Source organism: Streptomyces sp. RerS4, assembly GCF_023515955.1.
Taxonomy (GTDB): domain Bacteria; phylum Actinomycetota; class Actinomycetes; order Streptomycetales; family Streptomycetaceae; genus Streptomyces.
Window position 1 is genome coordinate 6,800,443 of sequence record NZ_CP097322.1, and the last position, 25,880, is coordinate 6,826,322.

At 74.3% G+C, this 25,880-nt stretch carries 26 protein-coding genes; 17 read left to right on the plus strand and 9 right to left on the minus strand.

Features of this window, described 5'->3' with window-relative positions:
- The first annotated feature begins 39 nt into the window (after window positions 1–39).
- Complete coding sequence (locus M4D82_RS30450) at window positions 40–810, plus strand: GntR family transcriptional regulator (protein WP_249770464.1); 771 nt, start codon at window positions 40–42, stop codon at window positions 808–810.
- 30 nt (window positions 811–840) lie between these two features.
- On the opposite strand, the gene M4D82_RS30455 is transcribed toward M4D82_RS30450, so the two are convergent.
- A complete protein-coding gene (locus tag M4D82_RS30455; RefSeq protein WP_249770466.1) occupies window positions 841–1,197 on the minus strand; it encodes a winged helix-turn-helix domain-containing protein in 357 nt (118 codons plus the stop codon).
- A gap of 145 nt (window positions 1,198–1,342) precedes the next feature.
- Here M4D82_RS30455 and M4D82_RS30460 point away from each other — a divergent pair, with 145 nt between their 5' ends.
- The 5 genes from M4D82_RS30460 to M4D82_RS30480 all read left to right on the plus strand — a co-directional run bounded on the left by M4D82_RS30460 (window position 1,343) and on the right by M4D82_RS30480 (window position 6,389).
- Window positions 1,343–2,299, plus strand: coding sequence for a SigB/SigF/SigG family RNA polymerase sigma factor (locus M4D82_RS30460; RefSeq protein WP_249770468.1), 957 nt, complete (start codon window positions 1,343–1,345; stop codon window positions 2,297–2,299).
- Between the two features lie 200 nt (window positions 2,300–2,499).
- On the plus strand, window positions 2,500–3,579 hold the full coding sequence (locus M4D82_RS30465) for a quaternary amine ABC transporter ATP-binding protein (RefSeq protein WP_249772294.1): 1,080 nt from the start codon (window positions 2,500–2,502) through the stop codon (window positions 3,577–3,579).
- Window positions 3,579–5,375 (plus strand): ABC transporter permease/substrate binding protein, encoded by a 1,797-nt coding sequence (locus M4D82_RS30470; protein WP_249770470.1) that lies wholly within the window; start codon window positions 3,579–3,581, stop codon window positions 5,373–5,375. The genes M4D82_RS30465 and M4D82_RS30470 overlap by 1 nt, the downstream gene beginning before the upstream one ends.
- Before the next feature lie 298 nt (window positions 5,376–5,673).
- Window positions 5,674–5,913 carry a hypothetical protein gene (locus M4D82_RS30475; protein WP_249770472.1) on the plus strand — a complete coding sequence of 80 codons (240 nt, stop codon included), beginning with the start codon at window positions 5,674–5,676 and terminating at the stop codon, window positions 5,911–5,913.
- A gap of 125 nt (window positions 5,914–6,038) precedes the next feature.
- A complete protein-coding gene (locus tag M4D82_RS30480) occupies window positions 6,039–6,389 on the plus strand; it encodes a hypothetical protein (RefSeq protein ID WP_249770474.1) in 351 nt (116 codons plus the stop codon).
- A gap of 16 nt (window positions 6,390–6,405) precedes the next feature.
- Here M4D82_RS30480 and M4D82_RS30485 read toward each other — a convergent pair whose 3' ends face one another.
- Window positions 6,406–7,167, minus strand: coding sequence for a hypothetical protein (locus M4D82_RS30485; protein ID WP_249770476.1), 762 nt, complete (start codon window positions 7,165–7,167; stop codon window positions 6,406–6,408).
- 141 nt (window positions 7,168–7,308) lie between these two features.
- Here M4D82_RS30485 and M4D82_RS30490 point away from each other — a divergent pair, with 141 nt between their 5' ends.
- The 4 genes from M4D82_RS30490 to M4D82_RS30505 all read left to right on the plus strand — a co-directional run bounded on the left by M4D82_RS30490 (window position 7,309) and on the right by M4D82_RS30505 (window position 10,133).
- Window positions 7,309–7,455: a hypothetical protein gene (locus M4D82_RS30490; protein WP_283844525.1), complete on the plus strand. Its 147-nt coding sequence runs from the start codon at window positions 7,309–7,311 to the stop codon at window positions 7,453–7,455.
- 100 nt (window positions 7,456–7,555) lie between these two features.
- On the plus strand, window positions 7,556–7,801 hold the full coding sequence (locus M4D82_RS30495) for a DUF6158 family protein (protein ID WP_249770478.1): 246 nt from the start codon (window positions 7,556–7,558) through the stop codon (window positions 7,799–7,801).
- A gap of 173 nt (window positions 7,802–7,974) precedes the next feature.
- Window positions 7,975–8,559 carry a TetR/AcrR family transcriptional regulator gene (locus M4D82_RS30500; protein ID WP_249770480.1) on the plus strand — a complete coding sequence of 195 codons (585 nt, stop codon included), beginning with the start codon at window positions 7,975–7,977 and terminating at the stop codon, window positions 8,557–8,559.
- A 47-nt stretch (window positions 8,560–8,606) separates the two neighbouring features.
- Complete coding sequence (locus M4D82_RS30505; RefSeq protein ID WP_249770482.1) at window positions 8,607–10,133, plus strand: MFS transporter; 1,527 nt, start codon at window positions 8,607–8,609, stop codon at window positions 10,131–10,133.
- Window positions 10,134–10,170: 37 nt separating this feature from the next.
- On the opposite strand, the gene M4D82_RS30510 is transcribed toward M4D82_RS30505, so the two are convergent.
- On the minus strand, window positions 10,171–11,556 hold the full coding sequence (locus tag M4D82_RS30510) for a helix-turn-helix domain-containing protein (protein ID WP_249770484.1): 1,386 nt from the start codon (window positions 11,554–11,556) through the stop codon (window positions 10,171–10,173).
- 134 nt (window positions 11,557–11,690) lie between these two features.
- On the opposite strand from M4D82_RS30510, the gene M4D82_RS30515 reads away from it, so the two are divergent.
- Entirely contained in the window at window positions 11,691–13,067 is a 1,377-nt protein-coding gene (locus M4D82_RS30515) for a M64 family metallopeptidase (RefSeq protein WP_249770486.1), read from the plus strand.
- A 6-nt stretch (window positions 13,068–13,073) separates the two neighbouring features.
- Here M4D82_RS30515 and M4D82_RS30520 read toward each other — a convergent pair whose 3' ends face one another.
- Window positions 13,074–14,774, minus strand: coding sequence for a carboxylesterase/lipase family protein (locus M4D82_RS30520; RefSeq protein WP_249770488.1), 1,701 nt, complete (start codon window positions 14,772–14,774; stop codon window positions 13,074–13,076).
- A 255-nt stretch (window positions 14,775–15,029) separates the two neighbouring features.
- Between M4D82_RS30520 and M4D82_RS30525 the strand changes: the two genes are divergently transcribed.
- A complete protein-coding gene (locus M4D82_RS30525) occupies window positions 15,030–16,142 on the plus strand; it encodes a hypothetical protein (RefSeq protein WP_249770490.1) in 1,113 nt (370 codons plus the stop codon).
- Window positions 16,143–16,191: 49 nt separating this feature from the next.
- Here M4D82_RS30525 and M4D82_RS30530 read toward each other — a convergent pair whose 3' ends face one another.
- From M4D82_RS30530 to M4D82_RS30540, 3 genes are read right to left on the minus strand one after another with little or no spacing between them, the layout of a single operon-like run.
- The gene (locus M4D82_RS30530) at window positions 16,192–17,223 is read right to left on the minus strand and encodes an NAD(P)/FAD-dependent oxidoreductase (protein ID WP_249770492.1); all 1,032 of its coding nucleotides are present in this window, start codon (window positions 17,221–17,223) and stop codon (window positions 16,192–16,194) included.
- Window positions 17,220–17,774, minus strand: a complete 555-nt coding sequence (locus M4D82_RS30535) for an isoprenylcysteine carboxyl methyltransferase family protein (RefSeq protein ID WP_249772296.1) — start codon at window positions 17,772–17,774, stop codon at window positions 17,220–17,222. The genes M4D82_RS30530 and M4D82_RS30535 overlap by 4 nt, the downstream gene beginning before the upstream one ends.
- Window positions 17,775–17,779: 5 nt before the next feature.
- Complete coding sequence (locus M4D82_RS30540; protein WP_249770494.1) at window positions 17,780–18,841, minus strand: type III polyketide synthase; 1,062 nt, start codon at window positions 18,839–18,841, stop codon at window positions 17,780–17,782.
- A gap of 219 nt (window positions 18,842–19,060) precedes the next feature.
- On the opposite strand from M4D82_RS30540, the gene M4D82_RS30545 reads away from it, so the two are divergent.
- On the plus strand, window positions 19,061–19,810 hold the full coding sequence (locus tag M4D82_RS30545; protein ID WP_249770496.1) for a UbiA family prenyltransferase: 750 nt from the start codon (window positions 19,061–19,063) through the stop codon (window positions 19,808–19,810).
- 30 nt (window positions 19,811–19,840) lie between these two features.
- Here M4D82_RS30545 and M4D82_RS30550 read toward each other — a convergent pair whose 3' ends face one another.
- Together M4D82_RS30550 and M4D82_RS30555 are read right to left on the minus strand one after the other, a co-directional pair.
- On the minus strand, window positions 19,841–20,884 hold the full coding sequence (locus M4D82_RS30550; RefSeq protein ID WP_249770498.1) for a PHP domain-containing protein: 1,044 nt from the start codon (window positions 20,882–20,884) through the stop codon (window positions 19,841–19,843).
- Between the two features lie 59 nt (window positions 20,885–20,943).
- A complete protein-coding gene (locus M4D82_RS30555) occupies window positions 20,944–21,741 on the minus strand; it encodes a VOC family protein (RefSeq protein ID WP_249772298.1) in 798 nt (265 codons plus the stop codon).
- 279 nt (window positions 21,742–22,020) lie between these two features.
- On the opposite strand from M4D82_RS30555, the gene M4D82_RS30560 reads away from it, so the two are divergent.
- The 4 genes from M4D82_RS30560 to M4D82_RS30575 all read left to right on the plus strand — a co-directional run bounded on the left by M4D82_RS30560 (window position 22,021) and on the right by M4D82_RS30575 (window position 25,782).
- Window positions 22,021–22,575, plus strand: coding sequence for a hypothetical protein (locus M4D82_RS30560; protein ID WP_249770500.1), 555 nt, complete (start codon window positions 22,021–22,023; stop codon window positions 22,573–22,575).
- Window positions 22,576–22,711: 136 nt separating this feature from the next.
- Window positions 22,712–23,677, plus strand: a complete 966-nt coding sequence (locus tag M4D82_RS30565; protein WP_249770502.1) for an isopenicillin N synthase family dioxygenase — start codon at window positions 22,712–22,714, stop codon at window positions 23,675–23,677.
- 65 nt (window positions 23,678–23,742) lie between these two features.
- A complete protein-coding gene (locus tag M4D82_RS30570; RefSeq protein ID WP_249770504.1) occupies window positions 23,743–24,276 on the plus strand; it encodes a GNAT family N-acetyltransferase in 534 nt (177 codons plus the stop codon).
- 144 nt (window positions 24,277–24,420) lie between these two features.
- Window positions 24,421–25,782 (plus strand): FAD-dependent oxidoreductase, encoded by a 1,362-nt coding sequence (locus M4D82_RS30575; protein ID WP_249770506.1) that lies wholly within the window; start codon window positions 24,421–24,423, stop codon window positions 25,780–25,782.
- Window positions 25,783–25,880: the final 98 nt, after the last annotated feature.

The window sequence follows — 25,880 nt, forward strand, 5'->3', positions numbered from 1 at the left end:
AGACCGCGCAGTCCTTGACCACCCGTCAGAGGAGAAGCCATGCCCTCCCCTTCGCGGGGCGGCGGCCCGGCCGCCATGCCCAAGTACCAGCGGATCGCCGCAGCGCTGCGAGAAGAGCTCGACCACGCCGACCGCACCTCCGCCGGCAGACTCCCCTCGGAACGCGTCCTGGCCGCCCGCTACGGGGTCAACCGGCAGACCGTCCGCGCGGCCCTGCAACTCCTGCGCGCCGACGGGCTCGTCGTCACCGGCCGCCGGGGAACCCGATCCGCCGGCGCGGCCGAGGGCCCGCCGCGGCCGACGGAGCACAACGCCGGGGCTTCGGGCGTGTACGCCGCTCCGGCCGTGCCCACGCGCTCCCGGCTGGCCCTGGTCACCGTGCCGCCTTCGCTCGCCGCGCTGCTCGGGATGAGCGGTGGCACGCCGACCCTGGTCCACCACCAACGGGCGTACGGCCCGGCCGGCGAGACGCTCCAACACGCGGTGACGTACTTCTGCCCGCGCCTCGTCGCCGGGACCCCGGAACTGACGCCCTATCTCGACCGATCGTCGGCGGCCCGCGACGAGGACCTGCGGCCGCTGCACCGCTGGCTGGAGCGGGCGACGGCCCGGGGCCGCACCGCCGAGACCATCACCATGACCCGTACGAGCCGGCCGGGCGCGACGCCGCCCGCCTGCGGCCTGACCGTACGCCGCACCCTGCACGCCCCCTCCGGCCGGCTGCTCGCCGTCACGGACCTGGCCTTCCCCACCTGGGACCGCCTCACCTTCCACCGCGAACCGGCCGCGATCGGCTTCCGCGTCACCTGATCCGCATCGCCTGAGGTGATGCCCCCGTCCTCACGAGCCCGTGACCGAGGTCTCCTGTAGGCGCTCGGTGGTCTCCTGAAGCCGCTCGGCGGCGGGGGCGCCGGTCAGGAGGGCGAGGAGTCCGGCCACCTGGACGCCCGCCTCGGCGGGGTGCCGGAAGACGGCGCCCGCCGAGATCTCGTAGCGGTTGCGCCGGCCGTCGCGCACGCGCCGCAGGTACCCGTCCGACTCCAGGTCGGTCACGATCGCCTGCACCGTCCGCTCGGTGAGTCCGCACACCACCGCGACGTCCCTCAGCCGCACGGCCGGGTCCCGCGCGATCGTCACGAGGACTCGGGCATGATTGGTAAGAAATGTCCAGTTTTGTCTGCGTGGTGTACTCCCCATGCGCACATCCTGCGGTACATGGTTCCGGTGACACAAGACGTGAAATGAATTTCCCGTATTTCTTGACGTACTCGCGGAAGAGGTAGAACATCGTCCGCAGTCAAGGTCCCGCGCCGCAAGCCGACCAGCCCAAGGAGCGAACCCCATGCCGGTCTCCGCCCACCACTCCCATACCGTCGACCCCCACACCCCCGCAGGCCCCACCCCCGACTCCCGCGCCGCCGCCCTGCCCGGCCCCCGGCGCACCGCCGAGGACGCCGCCCGGCGCGCGGGGCTGCCCCGGATCGACGAGCCCCGGGAAATGGCCCCCGCGGACGCCCGTGAGCTGTCGAAGGTCTTCTTCCGGCGCCTGCGCGCGCTTCAGGAGGGCACGCCGGAGTACCAGTACGTCCGCAACACGCTCATCGAGATGAACGCCTCACTCGTCCAGTACGCCGTCCGCCGCTTCCGCACCCGCGGCGAGGGCGGCGACATCGAGGACATCGTGCAGGTCGGCACCATCGGCCTGATCAAGGCCATAGACCGGTTCGACCCGGCCCGCGAGAACGAGTTCTCCACCCTCGCGATGCCCTACATCACCGGCGAGATCAAGCGTCACTTCCGCGACACCACCTGGGCCGTCCGCGTCCCGCGCCGGCTCCAGGAGCTGCGCATCGACATCGCCAAGGCGAAGGAGGAGCTGACGGTCCGGCTCGACCGCTCGCCGACCGTCGCCGACCTCGCCGCCCACCTCGACCTCACCGACGAGGAGGTCATAGAGGGTCTCGTCGCCGCCAACGGCCACACCAGCGGCTCCCTCGACGCCCCGCACGGCGACCACGGCGACGGAAGTGCCGAAGGTCACACCCTCGCCGAGGTCATGGGCGAGGAGGAACCCGCACTGGAGCTCGTCGAGGACGTCCAGACCCTGGCCCCGCTGCTCGAACGGCTCACCGATCGCGAGCGCCGCATGCTGTCGATGCGCTTCGGCGAGGAGCTGACCCAGGCGCAGATCGGCGCCGAGCTCGGCATCTCCCAGATGCAGGTCTCGCGCCTGCTGACCCGCCTCCTGGCCCACCTGCGGGCTTCCATGCTGGAGGACGAGCAGCCGCCCTCGGCGTAGGTCGTACCTGCCGACCGGGCGTGAGGTGGGTCACCTCGCCGTTTGCCCGAGCCTCGTCCGGGCATGCGCGGCGCTGGAGCGGAACCGCGTACTCCGCCGGCCGAAGGGTCGTGGACGCGGCACGGCGGGCGGATCCCGTCCCGCTCCCCGGCCCACCGCCCCGGCGGCGGTCCGGACCCGGTACGACCCCCGAGGTGCATGTGTCCACGCTCCAGGCCGAACACGTCTACAAGGTGTTCGCAAGACGACCCGATCGGCTGAGGGACGCGGTGCACGCGCTCGAAGGCGGCAAGAGCCGCGACGAGCTGCGCGAGGAGGGGACGACGGCGGCCGTCATCGACGCGTCCTTCCGCGTCGAGCCCGGCCGGATCTTCGTCGTCATGGGGCTGTCGGGCTCCGGCAAGTCCACCCTCCTGCGCATGCTCAACGGGCTGCTCGAACCCACCTCGGGCCGGGTCCTCTTCGACGGCGAGGACCTCACCACCCTGAGCGCGCGCGAGCTGCGCCGCGTACGGTCCACCCGTATCTCCATGGTGTTCCAGCACTTCGCGCTCTTCCCGCACCGCGACGTCCTCGCCAACGCCGCCTACGGTCTGGAGGTCCAGGGCGTCCCCCGGGCCGAGCGCGAACGCCGTGCCGCCGAGGCGCTGGCACTGTGCGGGCTCGGCGGCTGGGAGAACTCCTGGCCCGACGAACTCTCCGGCGGCATGCAACAACGCGTCGGTCTCGCCCGCGCGCTCGCCACCGACGCCGAACTGCTGCTCATGGACGAGTCCTTCAGCGCCCTGGACCCGCTGATCCGCCGCGACATGCAGGACCAGCTCCTGGAACTCCAGCGGACCCTGCGCAAGACCATCGTCTTCATCACCCACGACCTCGGCGAGGCCATGCGCATCGGCGACACCGTCGCCGTCATGCGCGACGGCCGCATCGTCCAGCAGGGCACCCCCGAGGAGATCCTCACCCGCCCCGCCGACGACTACGTCGCCTCCTTCGTCCAGGACGTCGACCGCTCGCGCGTCCTCACCGCCGACGCGGTCATGGACGAGGCCCCCGACACCCTCGCGGCCTGCGGCTGCCCCACCGTCGGCGCGGACACCCCGCTCGCCGAACTGTGCGCCGTCAGCGCCCGCGTCCCGCACCCGGTCTTCGTCACCGACGAGGACGGCGCCGTCCTGGGCGCCGTACCGCAGGACCGCCTCGTCGCCTTCATCGGGGACGAACAGCGGCCGCCGATGGCCTGCGCGCTCCCGCGCCCGCGCGCGGAGGTGGCGCTCTGATGCCCCGTCTGCACCTCGGCACCTGGGTGGACGGCGGCGTCGACTTCCTCCAGCGTCACCTGTCCTGGCTCTTCGACACCGTCAGCGCCGTCGTCACCGCCCTCTACGACGGCGTCGACGCGGCCCTGTCCGCCCCCGCCCCGCTGCTCTTCGCCGGCATCCTCGCCGTCGCCGCCTGGTGGCTGCGCGGCCTTCTCGCGGGCCTGCTCGCCTTCGCCGGCTTCGCGCTCGTGGATTCCCTCGGCCTGTGGGAGGAGGCCATGGCCACCCTCTCCCTGGTCCTGGTCTCCACCCTCGTCACCCTGGTCATCGCGATCCCGCTGGGCATCCGCGCCTCCCGCTCCGAGCGGGTCAGCGCCGCCCTGCGGCCCGCCCTGGACTTCATGCAGACCATGCCGGCCATGGTCTACCTCATCCCCGGCATCATCTTCTTCGGCGTCGGCGTCGTCCCCGGCATCATCGCCACGATCATCTTCTCGCTGCCCCCCGGCGTACGGATGACCGAACTCGGCATCCGCCAGGTCGACGCCGAACTGGTCGAGGCCGCCGACGCCTTCGGCACGACCCCGCGCGACACCCTCGTACGCGTCCAGCTCCCGCTGGCCCTGCCCACGATCATGGCGGGCGTCAACCAGGTCATCATGCTCGGCCTGTCCATGGTCGTCATCGCCGGCATGGTCGGCGGCGGCGGCCTCGGCGGCGCCGTCTACCGGGCCATCGGCAGTGTGGACATCGGCCTCGGCTTCGAGGCCGGCCTGTCCATCGTGGTCCTCGCCATGTACCTGGACCGCATGACCGGCGCCCTCGGCCGCCAGGTCTCCCCGCTCGGTCGCCGCACCCTGGCACGGGCCCGCGCCGCCGCGACCGGCCGGACCAGGCTGTGGAACCACCGGCCCGCTCCCGCCTACGCCGTCACCGCCGCCGTCGTCCTCGCCCTCGTCGCCGGCGGCCTGAGCACCTTCGGCGGCTCCGGCGACCGCTCGCACGGCGCGGTCGGCGGCGCGGACATCGGCAAGGGCCGCACCGTCAGCATCGGCTACATCCCCTGGGACGAGGGCATCGCCTCGACCTTCCTGTGGAAGGAACTGCTGGAGCGCAAGGGCTTCAAGGTCGACGCCCGCCAACTGGAGCTCGGCGCGCTCTTCACCGGACTCGCCGGCGGCCAGGTCGACTTCCAGACCGACGCCTGGCTGCCCGTCACCCAGGCCCAGTACTGGGAGAAGTACGGGAACAAGCTGGACGACCTCGGCGCCTGGTACGGCCCCACCTCCATCGAGCTGTCCGTGCCCTCGTACATGAAGGACGTCCGCTCCCTCGCCGACCTCAAGGGCAAGGGCGACCGCTTCAAGGGCCGGATCATCGGCATCGAACCCAGCGCCGGCGCCATGTCCGTGCTGAAGGAGAAGGTGCTGAAGGAGTACGGCCTCGAAGGCGAGTACCAGGTCGTCGACGGCTCCACGCCCGGCATGCTCGCCGAACTCCAGCGGGCCTACGCCAAGCAGGAACCCGTCGTCACCGTCCTGTGGTCCCCGCACTGGGCGTACTCCTCCTACGAGCTGACCAAGCTGGAGGACCCCAAGGGCGTCTGGGGCAAGGGCGACGGCATCCACACCCTCGCCCGCAAGGGCTTCGCCGCCGACGAGCCCGAGATCGCCGCCTGGCTGCGTGCCTTCAAGCTGGACGAGAAGCAGCTCACCGGCCTGGAAGCGAAGATCCAGCAGGCCGGCAAGGGCAAGGAACAGCAGGCCGTCCGCGCCTGGCTGACCGATCACCCGGAGGTCGCCGAGCTGCCGTGACCGGCGCGGACACGGCCGGGGCGCGGAGAAGCCCGTACGGACCTCCGCGCCCCGGCCCTTCCGCGCCCAGGCCCCTCCGTGCCCCGGCCCTTCGCGCCCCGGCCGTGCTTGCCGCCTGCGCGTCGGGCCCGGTCGAGGCGGGGCAGAGGAGCACTTGATCACCAAGTGCCCCCAGAGGCCCGGATTCGGCCTGGTGGCACGGGCTGACCAGCCGGAACACGGGACGATTCGCCCGTGCGCGGGAGCCGTGCGGCATGACACAGTGCCTGGAGTGCCACCTCCGGACCCGGGAGCCCCCATGCGTGACCCGCACACCGTGCCGCCGACGCTCACGGCCCTGCCCGAGTGCCACACCGAGCCCGAGCCCGAGCCCGGCCCGCCGAGTCCGCTGCCCTCCTGCCCGGCGTGCGGCGACGCACCGCACCGGATCTCGTGGCGCCAACGACCGGGCGAGCCGGTCGTGCTGGTCTTCGACCCCTGCGGCCACCGTCACACCTCGCCCGCACCGCCCATCCTCGCCGTCACCGCGCCGATCTGACGGGCCGAGGACCGGCGGCGCGGCGGCCCGGAGCGACCTCGTATCCTGCACTTGGGCTCGACCCCGAGCCGCTTCGATGAGCCGCGCCGCGCCACGCGCCGGGCGGCGGGAAAGGGAGACCCCTGATGGACGTCCAGCACTTCGAGCGGATCACCGCGTTCATCGAGGCGCGGCTCACGCCGCTGTTCGAGGCGGAGTCCGGAAGTGACAGCGGCTTCGCGATGGACGACACCTCCCGGGCCCTGCGCGCCCTGCGCAACAGCGTGTTGGAGGCCTCCGCGGTCAAGGGCCTCATCGAGCGGCGGGCGACGGCCGAGGACTCCCGCACCCGCGCCGTCATCGACCAGTCGGTCGAGCACCACTGGGACGTCCTGCGCGGGATCGCCCGCCAGTGGGAGGACCACGCCGACTTCCGCCGGGAGTTCAAGCGCCACGCCTGGGAGCTCGACGAGACCCCCGCCGCCGCCGGCGCCTGACACCCCTGCCCACCGGTCACCGCCGTACCGGCGGGACGTCCTCCTGGCTGGGCGCCCCGCCGATCAGGTAGTCGACGCGGCGCCGCAGCCCGCTCCACCGCCGGTCGTGCCGGTACGCCCGTTTGATCGTCCGGGCCCGCGCCTTCGGCCGGCCCCGGTAGAACCGTCGCGCCCACGGGGACACCGGCCGCGCCAGACGCACCGCCCCGACCAGGGCGATCAGCGGAACGATCGCCCCCAGGACGGCCATGCGCGGCTTGCCCTTGAACAGCGCGACGACGGCGAACAGCAGGTTGAGTGCCACCGTGCCCACGGCCGTGAGCCGGTTCTGCCTCTCGTCCGGCGTCAGGTCGTCCACCCCCAGCGGGAGGAAGCCGCACAGCAGCAGGGAGGCCAGGGCGGAGGTCATGAGGACGACCTCGACGCTGATCGTGCCCTGCTTGGTCCAGTAGACGTCGCTCAGGTGCAGGATCAGCGCGAACTCGTCCAGGACGAGGCCGGCCCCCATGCCGAAGAGCACCGCCGCCACCGCCGCACCCCACCCCGTACGGCCGCCCCCGATGGCGGTGAACCCGCCCACGGTCATGAGGATCACCCCGGGCACGGCGTGGTGCACGTGCAGGCCGCCCGGCGTGACGTTGCGGAAGGGGCCCTTGCCGGCCCGGATCATCCGCGTGATCACCCGGGTCACGGCGAAGGTCACGACGAACGCGGACAGCGCCAACAGCAGGGGCAGTTTGCCCGGCTCCAGGACGTTGCGGTACCACCATGAGCCCATGCCGTCACCCTCCCGGGAGGGCCGGCGCCGCGCACCGTGAACACCGCCGTTCGGGCGCCGGGCCTGCCTGGGGGGTGTCCGCTTCAGCCGGTCCTCGTCGCCCGGCCCAGGCCGCCGAGCGGTGCGACTGCACCGCTGGTGGTGGCCGTCGCCGTGATCGCCGGGGCCACCGCCGTCGGGGTGGTCGGCGCGGTGGTCGCGGTCCCGCTGGTCTCGGTGGTGTGGTCCGTACGCACCGCCCCGCGCGCCTACCCCCGCCGGACGCCGACCCCCGCGCCGGAGGGCTGACGGCGCGGGGGACGCCCCGCCGCCGGGCGGGCCGAGCGGCACAGTGCCGACTACCGTGGAACGTGGGGCGAAACGGACCACGGACGCGGAGGTGGTGGCCATGGAGGAGCACACGAGCGGACCGGCGGCGCGCGAGCTGGAGGACGGTCGGTTGCTCAAGGAGCTGGAGACCATCCACCGCACCCGCCACGAAACCTTCCTCCACGGCTCGGACGAGGCCCTGGCCACGCACTCGCAGCGGCTCAAGGAGCTGGAGGACGAGTACCTGCGCCGCCACCCGGAGCGCGCCCCCACCGCCGCCCGCACCCGCTCGGGCGCCCGCGCCCGCAGCGCCGGCGAGGACTGAGCACACACCGCCCGACGGCCACACGGCCCGACAGCCACACAGCCACACAGGCCCACGCCCCCGCGCCCCCACCGGGCGCGGGGGCGTACTGCTGCCCGGAACAAGCCCGGGATTGCGTCATCCTTGCGTCGAGTGAGACAAAAATGTATCGTTCGAGGCGAAGGAGGCTCACCGTGATCCGTGAAGAAGAGCTGCTCGACGCCGCCGCCCGCGTCCTCGCCGGCGATCACAGCGCCTCGATGGTGCAGATCGCGGCGGGCATCGGCACCAGCCGGGCCACCCTGAGCCGCCGCTACGCCACCCGCGAGGCCCTGCTCAAGGCGGTCGCCGTGCGCGCCATCCACGTCGTCGACGGCTGCCTGGCACCCCTCGACCTCGACGGGGCGAGCGCCGACGGCGCCACCTTCGACGCCGCGCTCGAAGACCTGGTCGTCGCCCTGCTGCCGGCCGCCCACCTCTACGGATTCACCTCGCGCGACGCCACCGTCCTCGCGGACCCCGCGTTCCGCGCCGGCGTGGAACGCCAGGACCGGCGGGCCCTCGCCTTCCTCGCCGTGGGCCAGCGCCTGGGCCGCCTGCGCGTCGACCTGCCGCCGTACTGGATCTGGTACTCCCTGTGGGGTCTGCTCGACGCCGCCGCCGAGGGTGTCCGCGACGGCCACCTGGCTCCCCGCGACATCGGCCGGCTCGTCCTCACCTCCTTCCTCGGCGGAGCGCGACCGCCCTGGCCGCCCCCGGCTCCCGCCCCCACCGCCTGACCCGCCGCGCCGCGCGGCATCCCGTGCACGACACCGAACGGAATCCCATGCACACCCCCACGCCGGACCCGCGTCGCTGGACCGTCCTGGCGATCCTCTCCGGCAGCCTCCTGCTCATCTCGATGGACACCACGATCCTCAACGTGGCCTTCCCCTCGCTCGTCGCCGACCTCCAGCCCGGCGCCGTACAGCAGCTGTGGATCATCGACGTCTACGCCCTCGCCCTGTCGGGCCTCCTCGTCACCGCCGGCGCGCTCGGCGACCGCTGGGGCCGCAAGCGGCTGCTCATGGCGGGCTTCGGCATCTTCTCCGCCGCCTCCCTGCTCGCCGTCTTCGCCACCGAACCCTGGCACCTGATAGCCGCCCGCGCCCTGCTCGGCATCGGTGGCGCGGCCATCATGCCGTCCACCCTGTCGATCCTGCGCGGCGTCTTCACCGACGCCAAGGAACGGGCCTTCGCCCTCGCCGTCTGGGCCGCCGTCTTCGGCGGCGGCATGGCCTTCGGCCCCGTCGTCGGCGGACTCCTCGTCCAGGACCACGGCTGGCACTCCGCCTTCCTCCTGAACCTGCCCGTCGCCGCCCTCATCGTCGCGGCCGGCCTGCGCTACCTGCCCGAATCACGCAACCCGCTCAGCACGAACGGCAGTTGGGACTGGTGGGGCGTCGCCCAGTCGATCGTCGGCATGCTCGCCCTCGCCGGCGGCATCAAGCAGCTCGGCAAGAGCGGCGTCGGCTCCCCACTGCCGTGGGTCCTGCTCGCCGTCGCCGTCGTGGCGCTGACCGTGTTCGTCCGCCGCCAGCTGCGCGTCGAACCGCCGCTGCTCCAGGTCCGGCTGTTCGCCAAGCCCGCCTTCAGCGTCGCCGCCACCGCGATCTTCCTGCCGATGGTGGGCATGGGCGCGATCCTCTTCCTCGTCACCCAGTGGTTCCAGTACGGGCAGGGCTACACCCCGCTGGAGGCGGGCCTGCGCCTGCTGCCTGCGCCGCTCGCCCTGATCTGCGCCTCGATCGTGGCGCCCGCGCTGATGCACCGCTTCCCGATCCGCCACGTGCTCGGCGCGGCACTGGTCGTCCTCGCGGCCGGCATGGCCCTGCCGTGGACCCTCCAGCAGTACGCCGACCTCGGCTACCCGGCGTTCGCCGCCGCCCTGACCGTCATGGGACTGGGCGCGGGCCTGGCGACCACCGTGGCCTCCGTGACCCTGGTCTCCGCCGCACCCGCCGACGAGGTCTCCAGCGCCGCCGCCATCGAGGAGACCTGCTACGAACTGGGCTCCGCCATGGGCGTGGCCGTCCTCGGCAGCACCGCCGCCGCCCTCTACCGCGGCAACCTGCCGGTCCTCGACCTCGACGGCCCCGCCGCGAGCGCCGTACGGGACTCCGTGGGCGAGGCGGCGCACGTCGCCGAGCGCCTCGGCGGCACCGTCGGGCAGGCGCTCCTGGACACCGCCTCGCACGCCTACACCCTGGCGATCACTCCGGCCTTCCTGATGGCCGGAGCCCTGGCGGTCGCCGCCGCGGCCACCACCTGGGCGCTGATCCCGCGAGACCTCCAGCCCACCGAGAACCACTGACCCCTTCCCCGCGACACCGCTCCCGGCCCACGCTCCCTCAGCGCGGCACCGGGAGCGGTGTCGTGCACGGGGTCACGGGCGGCCGGAACGCCGGGGCCGCCGGAGCCGGTCCCAGGGTGGTCGTACCCGGCGCCGCCCGATGCCCCAGACCCGTCCGGTAGGCGTCGAGGGCCGCCTCCACGCGGCCCGTCCGGCGCAGCAGATCGCCCAGCAGCCGGCACACGTCCGCGAGGTCACCGCCCGCGCCGCTGCGCTCCAGCAGGGCCAACGCCCGTACGTAGTGCTCCTCGGCGCCCTCCACGTCCCCGCGCTCCTGCGCGATCAGCCCGAGCAGCCGGTGCGCGCCGCCCGCGTGCACGGCGCCCGGACCGGCCGCGCCCGCGCCCGGCTCCAGCAGGCCCGACACCAGCTCGCCGGCCTCCGCGTACCGACCCAGCCGGCGCAGCACGTCCGCCAGCTCCACCTCCACCTGCGCCGTGTACAGCACGGCCCGCCGCGCCCGCAGCATCTCCCGGGCCAACCGCAACTCCCGCTCGGCCGATGCCAGTTCGCCGTGCTGAGCCTGCACGTACCCGCGCATCCAGTGACAGTGCGCCAGGTCGGTGCCCAGCCGCAGCCGCCGGTAGGCCTCCTGCGCCTTCGCCAGCGAGGCGTCGGCGTCCGCGATCCGCCCCTGGGCCAGGAACGTCCGTGCCACCTGCCGGTGCATCCCCGCCACCAGCGCCGGATCCCCGACCTCGGGGGCCAGCGCCAACGCCAACTCGGCGGCGTGCGCGGCGCGGGCGTGCGCGCCCATGTCGATGTACGGGCCGATGACCGCCGCGTACAGCAGCACCAACGCCTCCGGATCGCCCAGGCCGGCCGCGTTGAGGGCGTCGATGGTCGATTCCAGGAGGTAGCAGGCGTAGCGGAGCTCACCGGCGAGCAGGTGGGCCACGGCCCGGCCCCGGATCGGCCGGGCCCGGCGCGGCAGCGGCTCGCCGGCCAACAGCGCCTCCGCCGCCTCGAAGTGCCCGGCCGCCGCCGTCAGTTCCCCGGTCTCCAGGGCGCAGTCGCCGAGCCCGAGCAGCGCCTCGACCCGCTCGTCCACGAGCTCCAGCCGCTCCGCCTCGGCGAGCAGCTCCCGGTAGCGGGCGGCGGCCCGCGTCGCCGGGCCGGTCGCGAGGGTGCGGTGGGCGTCCGTCAGGGCGAGCCGCAACTCGGTGGCCAGACGCGGCGGGCGGCCGGTGGTCAGCTCCTCGTACGAGGTACCGAGCCGCCCCGCGAGGAAGCGCAGGGCGTTCTCGGACGGGCGCACCTTGCCCGCCTCCAGGGTCGACACGTAGGCCGGCGTGTAGGCAGGCTCGGCCAACTGCCGTTGGGTGAGCCCGCGTTCGGTGCGCAGCCGCTGCACACGGCGGCCGATCTCGGCCGGTTCGTCCATCACTTCCCCCTGCTGCGGACCCTGTTGCTCCGACTGCCCAGTATCGATCGGGACCGGACCATTGCGCACGCCCTGCGCGGCACCTAATTTAAGCAACCGGTTCAGTCCATTTACTTGCTCGCTTAACTCCCTTCGTGTGTGGAGGACTTGATGCGTTCAACCATTCGACCGGCCGCCGGGCGGGGACGGCGGCGGCGCGCGGCGCTCGCGGCCGTCTGCGCGTCCGCCGCGCTGTGGGCCGCCACCGCCCCGCGCCCGCCGCCGTGGCCGACCCGCCCCGGCGGGACGGGGTCACCGTCGAGATACCTGGGCCGGAGCACGGCCGCGAGGCCGGCTCCGGCCACGTCAGCGTCCCCGCCGCCGGCCGGGCGACGCCGGCCCGGCGCCTCACCGGGGCGGCCGGCGCGGCCGACGGCGCCGTCACCGCGATGGTCGACAATGGCCCCAGCGCGGACCGCCTGGACGTCGTGGTCGTCGGCGACGGCTACACCGCCGACGAGTTGGAGAAGTTCCACGCCGACGCGCGCGCGAAGTGGGACGAGGTCACGGCCGTCGAGCCGTACACCACCTACCGCGCGCTCTTCAACGTGTGGACCGTGGACGCCGTCTCCGCCCAGTCCGGGGTCTCCGGCGACCCCGGCCCCGACACCGTCCGCGACACCGCACTCGGTACGTACTTCTGGTGCGAGGACATCGAGCGGCTGCTCTGCGTCGACCAGACCAAGGTGGACGCCTACGTGGCCCGCGCCCCCGAGGCCGACCTCGTCCTCGTCCTCGCCAACAGCGCCAAGTACGGCGGCGCCGGCTACAACGAGCCCAGCGCCACCCTCGGCTACGAGGGCATCTCCACCGCCTCCGCCGGACACCCCAAGGCCGGCCAGGTCGCCATCCACGAGACCGGACACTCCCTCGGCAAGCTCGCCGACGAGTACGCCTACCCCGGCGTCCCCGCGTACGAGAAGTACACCGGCCCCGAGCCCGCCGACACCAACATCTCCACCCTGGACGCCGCCGCGATGGCCGACCGACGGACCAAGTGGTACCGCTGGCTGGGCGAAACCTCCCCCGACGGCGGCACGGTCGGCGCGTACGAGGGCGGCGGCTACTACGTCACCGGGCTCCGCCGCCCGACCGACAACTCGCTGATGCGGATCCTCGGCAAACCGTTCAACCTGCCCGGCGTCGAGGCGATGATCGCGGGCTTCCACCGGCACGCGAACCTCGTCACCGCGCTCACCCCCACCGACCGGGTACTGGGCCCGCGCCACACCGCGAAGGCGGCCGTCCCCCACCTGGTCGGCAGCCGGCCACCGGTCGTCCGCTGGTACCTCGATGGACGGGAACTGAAGCGCTTCGAGGGGCGCACGGAGGTACGCGTGGCGGACCTGTGGCTGTTCGACCTCCGCTCCCACCGCCTGTCGGTGACCGCCGAGGACCCCACCCAGTCGGTCCGCGACCCCGCCGTCGCCCGCACCCTCAGCTCCACCGTGACCTGGAACGTCCGCCTGTAGCCCCCGTCACCGTCCGGCCGCGTACGGCCGGACGTCCCGCACCGGCTCGGGCGGGAGCAGCGCGTCCCACAGGGCGCAGTGGTGGGCCGGGCCCGGGTCCAGGGGGCGGATCGCGTCCGGGCCCGGGGCCAGGTTCAGGACGGGGCTGTTTTCGGAGGAGGTGAGCCGGGGCCACGGCGGGCTTCCCGGGCTGTTCGGGGTGCCGGTGCGGGCGAAGTGCGTCCAGTACCGCACCATCCGCGCCGACAGGGCCTGTTGGGGCGGCGTCAGGGTGGCTCCCGCGAACAGGGACGGCAGTTCGAAGCCGTGCGCGGCCCCGTACGGGAAGCCGGCCGGCTCCGGCAGGCCTGTCACGTTCGGCGCGTCGGCGTCGCTGAAGAGGTAGCCGTACGTGGGGACGTACTTGGCCTGCGCCCTGCTGTCGCGCAGGGTGGGGCAGACGAAGGAGGCGTCCGACAGCACGGCGGCCCAGGCGAGCGCGGCCGTCGGGAACGCGGCCGGCGGATAGGCCGCCTCGATGGCCGGCGTCGCCTCCCCGAAGGAGGCCCGCACGCGCTCCCGGTAGGCCCGCGCGTCGCCCACCGGGTGGGCGCCCAGGGTCTGCGCGACGAACAGTCGCATCTCGTCCCGCGTCGAGCCCTGCATCACCGGCACCCGGTGGAAGCGGCCCTCGGCGATCGCCCGACGCGGCTCGACGGGGAGCACGGTGTTGCCGTAGGCGAGCGCGGAAAAGCGCTCCATCAGCGCGGGCGTCACCAGTCGGTCCGTCGGCAGGGCGCGCAGGCAGTCGAGCACCGTCCCGGCCGGTCGTCCCCCGCAGCCGAGCGCCTCCGCCGCCGCCACCCCGTCCGCGACCGTCCGCGCCTGCGGCACGAAGGGCTCGTACGCCCCGACCGTCGGCAGCAGCGCGTGCGGGGCGATCGTGGTCGAGCAGGAGCCGCTCTGCACGATCGCCCGCGCGAACAGGCCGGCGGAGCCGGGGGAGGTCAGGTGCGCGCAGACGCTGAGCCCGCCGGCCGAGTTCCCGAACACGGTGACCCGCTGCGGATCGCCCCCGAACCGTGCCGCGTTGGCCCGAACCCAGCGCAGGGCCGCCTGCTGGTCGGCGAACCCGAAGTCGGGCGCGCCGCCCAGCTCCGGGTGGCCGAGGAACCCGAGGATCCCGAGCCGGTAGTTGACGGTGACCACCACCACGTCACCGCGCACGGCCAGTGGATCGGGCCGGTAGAGGTGCCCCGAGCCGAGGCGGAAACCACCGCCGTGGAACCACACCATGACCGGGCGGCCGCGCCCGGGTCCGGTGGGGGCGGTGACGTTCAGGAACAGGCAGTCCTCCGCGCCGCTCGGCCCACCCGGCCCGATCGCCGGGAGCTGTGGGCAGTGCGCGCGGGGCGCCCCGGCGTCGAGCACGCCCGTACGGCGCGGGGCCGGTCGGGGCGGGCGCCAGCGCAGCGCGCCGGTCGGCGGGGCGGCGTACGGGATGCCGTCGAACGTGTCGTGGCCACCGTGCGCGCGGCCCCGTACCGGCCCCTCGGTGGTCATCACCAGGGGGCGGGCCGTCGCGGGGCCCTCGGCCGAGGTGGCGGAGGGTCCGGAGCCGGCGACGAGGAGGAGCGCGGCCAGGGGGAGTACGGCCAGGGGAACGGCCGGCAGCCCGGGGCGCCGGCGACGGGTGGGGCGGCGACGGGTGGGGCGGGGGTCCGGCACGGGCGACGTCCCCTCCTGGAGCGGGTGAATTCCGGCCACTGTCGCCGTTCGGGACCGGCTCTGTCCGTTTTTGATCGCGGCGTGTCCGCGTCGGCCGCCCGTATGCCCCGTATGACGGGCGGGATCCCCGTTTGCCCGCCCCGAATGGCGCAGTGCCGACATATGCCGCTGAATGTAACAGAGCGTGCGATTCCCATGACGCACGATGACCGGCGCGCGATGTGTAGACCCGCGCGTCGGCGAACGGAGCTTTCCATGAACGACCCGAGCACCTTCACGGCGACGGAACACGACGACCGTGAAGGGCCTCCCACCGGCCCCGACCCGAACCCCCGCCATCTCGCCGACCCCGATCTCCCCAACCTCCCGGACCTCCCCGCCGTCTCCGTCCTCCCCGATCCGCCGGACGAGGAGGAGCGGGAGCCCGAGCCCACACCGGCCCCAGGCGTCGACACGGACCAATCCGCCACGCCCATACGGACGTTGCTGGAGACGGCGGCGACCTGCCGGCCCGTCGAAGAGGTGACCGCCCTGGTCGGCCTCCTCAAGCAGAGCGGCCAACACCCCGACACGGGACACGACGCGCTGCGCGCCGCCGCCGTCGCCCGGCCCCTCGACGAGGTCCGGCACATGGTGACGCTGCTCGGCGAGGCCGCGCACGACGAGGTCGGGGCCGACGTGGCCCTGCGCGCGGCGGCCGTCGGCCGGCCCATCGAGGACGTGGTCCAACTGGCCGGGATCCTCGCCCCGGGAGCCGAGCCATCGGACGCCCCCGCAACCGGCCCCTCAGCCGGGCCCCCGACGGACCGCCGGGCGGCCGGCCCGCAGTCTTCCGGGCCCCGCCCCGCCTCGCCGGACCCCTCCCCGCCACCCCGCACCACACCGGAACCGCCCGCCCCGCCACCCCCCGCGCCCGGACGGACCGAACCCCCACCGGCGCCCCGCTCGGACGCGACGCCCGTCGGCCTCCAGGCCGCGCTGCGCCACGTCCTGCGCTGGCCGACGGCCGCGGCGCTGCTGCTCTGCGGGGTGCTCCACCTCCCCGCGAACCCGGCCGAGCCCCCGGAGCCCGTTCCCGCCGACCTGCTGCCCCTCGCCGCGTCCCTCCTCTGCCTGGGCCTCGGCGCCCTGCTGGCGGTACGCGACACCCCGCTCGTGTGGCGGGCCTCGGCGGTGACCGCCCTCGCGGTCGTCACGCTGCACATCGTGGGCGGCATCGTGTTCTTCGACCCCCTCGACGGCTCGCTCGGCGGGCCCCACGGGTGGGCCGGCGTCACGGTGGTCCTCGGCGCGGGCGCCGCGGCGGTCCTCGCAGGCGCGGCCCTGAAGTACCGCGCCCCACGTCCCCGAACCGGCGGCGAAACCTGACCCACCCGGCACACCCCGAGCCCCGGCCGCGCCCCGCGGCCGGGGTTCCTCATCGCGCCAGCAGGTTCACCGCACCCGAGAACACCCCCGGCAGCCGCGCCGCCAGGGGCACGATCCGCCGGGCCAACGCGGGTCGGCGCCGGGCCCACAGCAGGGAGGTCGTCAGGGCCCGGTAGTCCCGCGACAGCCGCCGCCAGGCCCGCTCGTACTCCTGCGGCCGGCCCGCGCGCAGGCACCGTACGAGCTCCCCCGCCGCCGAGAGCGCCAACGTCAGCCCCTCCCCGGTGAGCGCGTCGACGTACCCGGCCGCGTCCCCGACGAACAGCACCCGCCCGGCCACCCGCGTCCGCGCCCGTTGCCACAGCGGCCCGGCCCCGCGCACCGTCGCCCCCGGGCCGGGCGCCGGCAGGCGGGCGGCCAGCAGCGGGAAGCGGGCCAACTGCGCGTCGAACGGCTCCTGCCACGAGGTGAGCACCGCCACGCCGATCCGATCCGGCCCGACCGGGGTCACGTAGGCCTCGCACCCCGGCGACCAGTGGACCTCCACCAGGTCGCTCCACGGCGCGACCGCGTAGTGCCGACGCAATCCGTACCGCGCGGGCCGGCCCGGCGCGGCGGGTACGCCCAGGCCCAGGGAGCGCCGCAGCGGCGAGTGGAGCCCGTCCGCCGCGACCAGCCACCGGGCCGACAGCCCGGCGGCGGCCACCCGCTTCTCGTTCTGGACGACCTCGCCGACCCGCCGCTCCACGACCCGTACGCCCAACTCCGCGGCCCGCCCGGCCAGCGCCGCCTGGAGGTCCGTACGCCGCGTGCCGCGCCCGGGGCCGGAGCGGAAGAGCGCCTCCGCGCGGCGGCCCGTCGCCCCGTCCACGTAGCCGATCCCGTGGAACGGACGGCCCGTCACCGGCACGCCCAGCTCCTCCAGCCGGCGCACCGCCCCCGGCATCAGTCCCTCACCGCAGGCCTTGTCGATCGGCGTCCGGCGCGGCTCGACCACCACCACCTCCAGCCCGGCGAGCGCCCCGTGGATCGCGGTCGCCAGGCCCGCCGGGCCGCCACCGGCGACGATCAGATCGATCACGGCGCGCCCCCCGCCGCCCCCGCCGCCACCGGCGGCCGCGTCCCCGTCGCGCCGGCCAACGCCGCGTCCTCACAGCGGATCCGCACGCGCAGCAGCGCCGCGTTGGCCACCGTGAAGGCGACGGCCGTCAGCCAGGCCGAGTGCACCAGCGGCAGCGCGACCCCCTCCACCACCACGGCCACGTAGTTCGGGTGCCGCAACCACCGGTACGGGCCCGCGAGCACCAGCGGCAGGCCCGGTACCACGATCACCCGCGTGTTCCAGCGCGGCCCGAGGGCGCCGACACACCACCAGCGCAGCCCCTGCGCCGCGAGCGCCAACGCGAGCGCCGTCCAGCCGAGCGCGGGCAGGAACGGCCGGTACGCCGCCTCCACCGCGCACCCCACCAGCAGTGCGGTGTGCAGGACGACCATGACGGGGTAGTGGCCCCGCCCGTACTCGCGGCCGCCCCGCGCCAAACTCCAGGCGGTATGCCGTCGGGCGGTGACCAGTTCGGCCAGCCGCTCGACGGCCACCAGGGCGAGGAACAGCAGGTAGCAGGCCAACGACATCGTGCTCACCACCGCAGCAGGACGAGTTCGGACGCGAAACCCGGCCCGAAGGCCAGCATCAACCCCACCGCGCCCGGCGCCGGCGGCCCGGCCGACTGGACGCCGCCCAGAATGTGCAGCACGGACGCGGAGGAGAGGTTGCCCACCTCGGCCAGCGAGCGACGGCTCGCCGCGAACGCCTCCCCGGACAGGCCCAACGCCTCCGCCAGCACGTCGAGGATCCTCGGACCGCCCGGATGACACACCCAGACGTCGACATCGCCGGGCTTGAGGTCGTGCCCGGCGAGGAAGGACTCGACCTCCTCCGCCACGTGCATCCGCACCAGCTCGGGCAGTTCACGGCCCAGCACCATGCGGAACCCCCAGTGGCCGATGTCCCAGCCCAGCAGGTCCCCGGTCCCCGGATAGAGCCGGCTGCGCGCGTCCACCACCAGCGGCCCGGCGCCGCTGCCGTGCCGGGGGTGCTCCGCGCCCACCGCGACCAGTGCCCCGGCCCCGTCCCCGAAGAGCGCCCCGGCCACCAGGTTCGCCATCGAGGTGTCCGACGGCTGGAGCGTCAGCGAGCACAGCTCCGTGGACAGCAGCAGGGCCGCGTCCGCCGGGCGGCCCGTCAACATGTCGTGCACCCGGCCGAGCCCCGCCGCCCCGGCCGCGCAGCCCAGCCCGAACAGCGGCAGTCGCCGTACGTCGGGACGCAGCCCGCAGCGGTCGGCGAGCCGGGCCTCCAGCGAGGGTGTCGCGAGCCCGGTCACGGTCGTGGACAGCACCGTGCCCACCTCGCCCGGATCCAGATCCGCGCCGGCGAACGCGGCGTCGACGGCGGCGGCCCCCAGCTCCGACGCGGTCGCCACGAAGCGGGCGTTGGCGGCCCCGAAATCACCACCCGGACCGTACTCCTCCAGCGGGAGCGCCAGGTGCCGCGTCTCGACCCCGGCCGCCGCGTGCACCCGGCGCAGCCGCGCCGCGTCCGCGCCGGGCGGCAGGCAGCGGGCGAGCGCCCGCGTGATCAAGGGCTGCGGGTACCGGTGGGGCGGGAACACGCTGCGCACTGCCAGAACACGTGTCATTGGCCCAACATAGGGAAGAAGGGCCGCCGCGTCGGGAAGGACGCGAGCGGTGCGCGGCGGACGTGCCGACACGGCGTAGCGTGACGCCGTGCCCGCAGCGACCCACCCCGTCCCGCACGCACCCGAGCCGCACCGCGCGGCCGCCTCCGCGTCGCCCCTCGCGCCCGTCGGCGGCCTGCTGCGCGCCTGCCATCCGGTCCCGGCGGCGGCCGTGACCCTGTGCTCCGCGGCCCTCGCCGCGGCGGCCGGGCGTGGGCTCGCCGGGACGGCCTCACGGCCGGCGCGGTCGCGGCGGGTCAGCTCTCGGTGGGCTGGTGCAACGACCGGGTCGACCTGCGCCGTGACCTGGCCGCCGGGCGCCGCGACAAACCCCTGGTGACGGGCGCGGTCCGGCCCGCCGCCGTCACCGCGGCCGCGCTGACGGCGCTGCTGCTGTGCGTACCGCTCTCGCTCGCCTGCGGGACGGCGGCCGGCGTCGCGCACCTGGTGGGGGTGGCGGCCGCCTGGGCGTACGACCTGCGACTCAAGAGCACGGCCTGCTCCTGGCTCCCGTACGCCCTCGCCTTCGGGCTGCTGCCCGCGTTCGTCACGCTCGGGCTGCCCGGGGCGCCCTGGCCGCCGCTGTGGCTGACGGTCGCCGCCGCCCTGCTGGGCGCGGGCGCGCACCTCGCCAACGTCCTGCCCGACATCGCCGACGACCTCGCCGCCGGCGTACGGGGACTGCCGCAGCGCCTCGGGGCCCGCCGCTCGGCGCCGCTCGCCGGGCTGCTGGTGTTCGGCTCGACGGTGGCCCTGGTCGCCGGGCCGCCGGGGCGCGTGGGCCCGTACGGCTGGGCCCTGCTCGCGCTGACCTGCGCCCTGCTCCTGACGACCGCCCGCGCGCCCGGCCGCGCCCCCTTCCTGGCCGTCCTGGGCGTCGCGGGCGCCGACGTGCTGCTCCTGCTGCTGCGCGGGGCGGGGTTTCGTTAGGCCCTCGGCTTCGCCAGGCCCTCGGCTTCGTCAGGCCTTCGGCGGGCGGCGGGTACGGGTCCAGGCGCGGAGTTCCTCCGCCGACCAGGTGTTGATCACCCGCTCCCGGGGCACCCCGCACTCCGCCGCCCGTTCGCAGCCCAGGAGCTGCCAGTCCAGCTGGCCCGGCGCGTGGGCGTCGGTGTCGACGGCGAAGAAGACCCCCGCCGCGACGGCCTGCCGCAGCAGCCGCCGGGGCGGATCCAGCCGCTCGGGCCGGCTGTTGATCTCCACCGCCGTGCCGGACTCCGCGCACGCCGCGAACACGGCCTCCGCGTCGAACGTCGACTCCGGGCGCTTCCGGCCCGTCACCAGCCGGCCCGTGCAGTGCCCGAGGACGTCCATCAGCGGGTTCGCCACCGCCGCGAGCATCCGCCGCGTCATCGCCGGCGAGTCCATCCGCAGCTTCGAGTGCACCGACCCCACGACCAGGTCCAGCCCGTCCAGCAGCTCCGGCTCCTGATCGAGGGAGCCGTCGAGCAGGATGTCGCACTCGATGCCGGTGAGCAGCCGAAACGGCGCCCAGGTCGCGTTCAGCTCCGCCACCACGGCGAGCTGTTCGCGCAGCCGCTCCGGCGACAGGCCCCGGGCCACCTTCAGGCTCGGCGAATGGTCCGTGAGCACCGCCCAGTCGTGCCCCAGCGCTGCTGCCGCCCGACCCATGGCGTCGATCGGACTGCCGCCGTCCGACCAGTCCGAGTGCACGTGGCAGTCCCCGCGCAGCGCGGCGCGCAGGGCGAGGGCGTCCGGCGTGGACGGGGGCCGGCCGGTGGGCAGGGCGGCCGCCTCGTCCTCCAGCGTGCGCAGGTACGCCGGGATCTCCCCGCGCAGCGCCTCCACCACCACCCGCGCGGTCTTGGGCCCGATGCCCTTGACCGCCTCCAGGGAACCGGCCGCGGCCCGCTCGGCCGTCTCCTCGGCGCCCATGCCGTTCAGCGCGGCGGCGGCCGTACGGAAGGCCCGCACCCGGTACGTGGGCGCCTGCGCCCGTTCCAGCAGGAACGCGATCCGGTCCAGCGCGGCCACCGGGTCCATGGCCCACCTCCTCCCGACCCAGTGTCCCCAGGAGCCCGGCGGCGGGCGACCGCAGCGGATCAGCCGGCGGTGGGCTCCTCGGGAGACTCCTCGCCGGACTCCTCGCCGGACTCCTCGGTGGACTTCGGGATCGTCATGGTCAGGGTGAACAGGGCGCCGTCCGGGTCGCGCAGCGTGATCGAGCGTTCGGTGGCGTCCTCGCTGATCACCGACACGACGCGGCCGCCCAGGTCGATCGCGGACTCGATCGCCGGCTCCAGATCGGCCACGCGGAAGTGGACGTGCCAGCGGGGTCGGGTGTGCGGGGTGTACGCCCCCGGCTCGACCGGGCCGCTGTCGATGCGGGCCACCGGCTCCCCGCCCTGCCGCAGCACGACCCGCTCCTCCTCGTAGGACACCTCGCAGCAGCCGGGGCGGCCCGTGGCCCACTCCAGGACCTCCCCGTAGAACAGCGCCGCGTCGAACGCGTTGCGGGTGCGCAGTTCCAGCCACGCCGGAGCGGGGCCGGCGCCGACCCGCCAGCCCGAGGCGACGGGCCCGTCCCACACCCCGAAGACCGCGCCGTCCGGATCGGAGACCAGGGCCGCGCGACCGCCCGAGGGGAAGGACACCGGGCCGACCGCCACGGTGCCGCTGCGCTCCCGGATCCGGCTCGCCGCCACGTCGACGTCGTCGACCGCGAAGTACGGGGTCCAGGCCACCGCGACGGCCAGGTCCGTGGCGAGCGCCCCGATGCCCGCCACGGGCACCCGGTCCATCACCGCGATCGAGAACGCGTCCCCGAGGGGCGCCGGACGGAAGCTCCACCCCACGACGGCGGCGTAGAAGCGCTGGGACGCCTCCAGGTCGCGGGCCATCAGGCTCACCCAGCACGGCGCCCCGAAAACGTCCTTGGAAATAGCCACGGCACAAGCCTTATCGTCCGCCGCGCCGACCGCCACCCAGGCTCGCCGCAGGTCACCGATCCGGCCACTACCTCATCGGGCACCCGTACGAGGCCCATGATGGAGTGTGGTGTCGGAAGACCACGCGCGAGGCCGTGTGAAAGACCACGCGATGACCGGATCGGCCCTGACGGACCCCACGTGATCGTGTATGACTGCGAGGGCACGCGCCGAAGGCAGGGAAGGACCAGCATGACGACGCACCCGCACCTCGCCGGGTTCCTGACGGATCTCGACGCGGTAATCGCCGACGCCCCCGCCGACGCGACCGGCGCGCTGTGGCGCCTCACCGGGGCCGGCCGCGGCCTGGACTCCAACCTCATCCGGCTGCGTCCCGGCGCCGTCATCGCCGAGCACGCCGAGCCCGCCCTCGACGTGCTGCTCGTGGTGATGGAGGGCGCCGGCCGGATCGACACGCAGGACGGTCCGCACCGGCTGCGCCCGCACTCCGCGTTCTGGCTGGCCCGGGGCGCCCGCCGGTCGTTGACCGCCGGCCCGGAGGGCATGACGTACCTGACCGTGCACACCCGACGCCCCGGCCTCGGCATCGGCGGCGCCCGGACCGCCGCCGCCGAGGCGCCCGTCGCCGCGACCGCGCCCGTGCCCCCGCCCGCGCCCCCGCCCGCGCCCGCCGAGGGTGGGGAGTCCGCCTGCCTGCTGCACCGGGTCTGCCCCGACTGCGGCCGGCTCGCCGGCGAGGCGGGAGCCCGCTACTGCTCCCGCTGCGGCACGGAACTCCCCGACTGACCGGCCCGTCGCAGCCCGCGGCCGGTGAGCCGGCCTCCCCCACACGGACTACGCCCCGCCGTGCACCGGACTCGAACGACCCCGAGCCCCTACGCTCGGAACCGGACCCCCGCCCACCCGGAAGGCAGGCCCCCCGATGGTCAGTTCCCAGGTCCCGGTCATCGACCTCCGGCCGTGGCGCTCCGGCGGGCCCGACGCCCGCGCCCCGATCGCGGCGCGGGTCGACGAGGCCCTCCAGGCCGCCGGGTTCCTGCTCGTCACCGGCCACGGCGTGGACCCGACCCTGCCCGCCCGGATCCGCGAGGCGGCCCGCGCCTTCTTCCGGCTGCCGCCCGCACGCAAGCGGCCCTACGCCGTCACCGTCGGCGGACGCGGCTGGCTCGGCCCCGGCGCGGAGGCCAACAGCTACGCGGAGGGGGAACCGTCCCCACCCGACATGAAGGAGTCCTGGTCCTTCGCGGCCGACGAGCCGACGGGCGTCCCCGAGGTCGACGCCGAGTGGTTCCGGCCGAACACCTGGCCCGCCGAGGTGCCCGAACTGCGTCCGCTGGTCGAGGAGTACCTCACGGCGATGCGCGCCCTCTCCGACGAACTGCTGGAACTGCTCGCGGCGGCCCTGACCCTGCCCGACGACCACTTCACCCGGCACACCGGCCACCCCACCTGGGGCTTCAACATCAACTGGTACCCCGGCACCGAAACCGTCGGCCCGCCCCTGCCCGGACAGTTCCGCATCGGCGCGCACACGGACTTCGGGACCGTCACCGTCCTCGACCGCGAACCGGGCGCCGGCGGCCTCCAGATCCACACCGACGCCGAAGGCTGGCAGGACGCCCCCTACGATCCGGCCGCCCTCACCGTCAACATCGGCGACCTGCTGGCCCGCTGGACCGGCGACCGCTGGCGGGCGGGCCGCCACCGGGTCCTGCCACCGCCCGCCGACGCGCCCGCCGAGGAACTCGTCTCGCTGGTCTACTTCTACGAGTGCGACGCGCACACCCGCGTCGAATCCCTGCCCGCGCCCCTCGGCCGCGTCGTCCACGCCCCGGTCGACTCGCACGCGTACCTGCGCGGCAAACTGGACGCGATCACCGTCCGCTGATCCCGGTGGCGACCGCCGGGGCACCCGATTACCGCTGGTCGGCCGCGTTCGGCAGGATGTGGGGCATGACCGAGATCCGCACCCCCCGCCTCCTCCTGCGCCGCTGGAGCGACGACGACCTCGTCCCCCTGTCCGAGATCCACGCCGACCCGGAGGTGATGCGCCGAATCGGCGACGGCTCCGTCCTCGACCTGGACGAGACCGCCGAGGCGATCGAGCGCTGGGAGGAGGAGTGGGACGACGAGGGCTTCGGGATCTTCGCCGTCGAACTCCTCGCCTCCGGAGAGCTGATCGGAGCCGTCGGCCTGACCGCGCCGGAGGGACCGCCCGAGCTGGAACACCAGGTCGCGATCAGCTGGCGCCTCGGCCGGCCCTTCTGGGGCCAGGGCTACGCCTCCGAAGCCGCCCAGGCCACCCTGGAGTTCGCCCTCCAGGACCGGGGCCTGGACCGCGTCGTCTGCGCCAACCACGCCGGCAACGAGGAATCCGCCAACGTGATCCGCAAGCTGGGCATGACCGAGGACGCGACCGTCACCGATCCCGCGTCCGGCGCGCTCCTGACCCTCTACTCCATCGACCTCACCGAGTACGAGGGATAGGCCACCCGCCCTCAAAGTCGGGCTTTGTAAGGTCATAAGGTTCGGTTATGGGGTCATAAACCGGGGGCGGGTGCCGGGTTAGGGTCACCTTAGTTTAGGGTCTACCTTGATCAGTCAGATTGTCGGTCGAAGGGAACCCCTGTCATGCCTCGCCCTCTGCGGGTAGCAATCGTCGGCGCCGGCCCCGCCGGTATCTACGCGGCCGACGCGCTGCTGAAGTCCGAGGCTGCCACCACCCCCGGCGTCTCCATCGACATCTTCGAGCGGATGCCGGCCCCCTTCGGTCTGATCCGCTACGGCGTCGCCCCCGACCACCCCCGCATCAAGGGCATCATCACCGCCCTGCACCAGGTGCTCGACAAGCCGCAGGTCCGCCTCTTCGGCAACGTCGACTACCCGGGCGACATCAGCCTCGACGAGCTCCGCTCCTTCTACGACGCGGTGATCTTCTCCACGGGCGCCACCGCCGACCGCGCGCTCGGCATCCCGGGCGTCGAACTCGACGGCTCCCACGGCGCCGCCGACTTCGTCTCCTGGTACGACGGCCACCCGGACGTGCCGCGCACCTGGCCGCTCGACGCCGAGAAGGTCGCCGTCCTCGGCGTCGGCAACGTCGCCCTCGACGTCGCCCGCATCCTCGCCAAGACGGCCGACGAACTCCTGCCGACCGAGATCCCGGCCAACGTCTACGACGGGCTGAAGGCCAACAAGGCCGTCGAGGTCCACGTCTTCGGCCGCCGCGGCCCGGCGCAGGCCAAGTTCAGCCCGATGGAGCTGCGCGAGCTCGACCACTCGCCCACCATCGAGGTCATCGTCAACCCCGAGGACATCGACTACGACGAGGGCTCGATCACCACCCGCCGCTCCAACAAGCAGGCGGACATGGTCGCCAAGACCCTGGAGAACTGGGCGATCCGCGACATCGGCGACCGCCCGCACAAGCTGTTCCTGCACTTCTTCGAGTCCCCGGTGGAGATCGTCGGCGAGGACGGCAAGGTCGTCGGCCTGCGCACCGAGCGCACCGAACTCGACGGCACCGGCAACGTCAAGGGCACCGGCGAGTTCACCACCTGGGACGTACAGTCCGTCTACCGGGCCGTCGGCTACCTCTCCGACGAACTCCCCAAGCTGCCCTGGGACGTCGAGTCCGGCACCGTGCCCGACGAGGGCGGCCGCGTCATCGAGAACGGCGCGCACCTCGCCTCGACGTACGTGACCGGCTGGATCCGGCGCGGCCCGATCGGTCTGATCGGCCACACCAAGGGCGACGCGAACGAGACCGTCGCCAACCTGCTCGCCGACCACGCCGAGGGCCGCCTGCTCACCCCTGCCACGCCGGAGCCGGAGGCCGTCGAGGCCTTCCTCGCCGAACGCCGGGTCCGCTACACGACGTGGGACGGCTGGTACCGGCTGGACGCCGCCGAGAAGGCGCTGGGCGAGCCGCAGGGCCGCGAGCGCGTGAAGATCGTGGAGCGCGAGGAGATGCTCGACGCGAGCGGCGCGTGACGACGACCGAGTGAAGAGGGGCCCGCCGAACCGGCGGGCCCCTCTCGCGCGTCCGAAATTCGCTCGTTCGGCGGATCGGCGCAATTGCGGTGAGGGAA

What these genes read in the sequence shown, in the direction of transcription:
- M4D82_RS30550 (WP_249770498.1), bottom strand. Translation starts at nt 20,884, where the DNA reads ATGGACCCGGTGGCCGCGCTGGACCGGATCGCGTTCCTGCTGGAACGG.
- M4D82_RS30485 (WP_249770476.1), bottom strand. Translation starts at nt 7,167, where the DNA reads ATGGGCTCATGGTGGTACCGCAACGTCCTGGAGCCGGGCAAACTGCCC.
- M4D82_RS30480 (WP_249770474.1), top strand. Translation starts at nt 6,039, where the DNA reads ATGGACGTCCAGCACTTCGAGCGGATCACCGCGTTCATCGAGGCGCGG.
- M4D82_RS30555 (WP_249772298.1), bottom strand. Translation starts at nt 21,741, where the DNA reads ATGGCCCGCGACCTGGAGGCGTCCCAGCGCTTCTACGCCGCCGTCGTG.
- M4D82_RS30540 (WP_249770494.1), bottom strand. Translation starts at nt 18,841, where the DNA reads ATGACACGTGTTCTGGCAGTGCGCAGCGTGTTCCCGCCCCACCGGTAC.
- M4D82_RS30455 (WP_249770466.1), bottom strand. Translation starts at nt 1,197, where the DNA reads ATGGGGAGTACACCACGCAGACAAAACTGGACATTTCTTACCAATCAT.
- M4D82_RS30505 (WP_249770482.1), top strand. Translation starts at nt 8,607, where the DNA reads ATGCACACCCCCACGCCGGACCCGCGTCGCTGGACCGTCCTGGCGATC.
- M4D82_RS30565 (WP_249770502.1), top strand. Translation starts at nt 22,712, where the DNA reads ATGGTCAGTTCCCAGGTCCCGGTCATCGACCTCCGGCCGTGGCGCTCC.
- M4D82_RS30510 (WP_249770484.1), bottom strand. Translation starts at nt 11,556, where the DNA reads ATGGACGAACCGGCCGAGATCGGCCGCCGTGTGCAGCGGCTGCGCACC.
- M4D82_RS30460 (WP_249770468.1), top strand. Translation starts at nt 1,343, where the DNA reads ATGCCGGTCTCCGCCCACCACTCCCATACCGTCGACCCCCACACCCCC.
- M4D82_RS30470 (WP_249770470.1), top strand. Translation starts at nt 3,579, where the DNA reads ATGCCCCGTCTGCACCTCGGCACCTGGGTGGACGGCGGCGTCGACTTC.
- M4D82_RS30570 (WP_249770504.1), top strand. Translation starts at nt 23,743, where the DNA reads ATGACCGAGATCCGCACCCCCCGCCTCCTCCTGCGCCGCTGGAGCGAC.
- M4D82_RS30495 (WP_249770478.1), top strand. Translation starts at nt 7,556, where the DNA reads ATGGAGGAGCACACGAGCGGACCGGCGGCGCGCGAGCTGGAGGACGGT.
- M4D82_RS30560 (WP_249770500.1), top strand. Translation starts at nt 22,021, where the DNA reads ATGACGACGCACCCGCACCTCGCCGGGTTCCTGACGGATCTCGACGCG.
- M4D82_RS30575 (WP_249770506.1), top strand. Translation starts at nt 24,421, where the DNA reads ATGCCTCGCCCTCTGCGGGTAGCAATCGTCGGCGCCGGCCCCGCCGGT.
- M4D82_RS30535 (WP_249772296.1), bottom strand. Translation starts at nt 17,774, where the DNA reads ATGTCGTTGGCCTGCTACCTGCTGTTCCTCGCCCTGGTGGCCGTCGAG.
- M4D82_RS30450 (WP_249770464.1), top strand. Translation starts at nt 40, where the DNA reads ATGCCCTCCCCTTCGCGGGGCGGCGGCCCGGCCGCCATGCCCAAGTAC.
- M4D82_RS30525 (WP_249770490.1), top strand. Translation starts at nt 15,030, where the DNA reads ATGAACGACCCGAGCACCTTCACGGCGACGGAACACGACGACCGTGAA.
- M4D82_RS30475 (WP_249770472.1), top strand. Translation starts at nt 5,674, where the DNA reads ATGCGTGACCCGCACACCGTGCCGCCGACGCTCACGGCCCTGCCCGAG.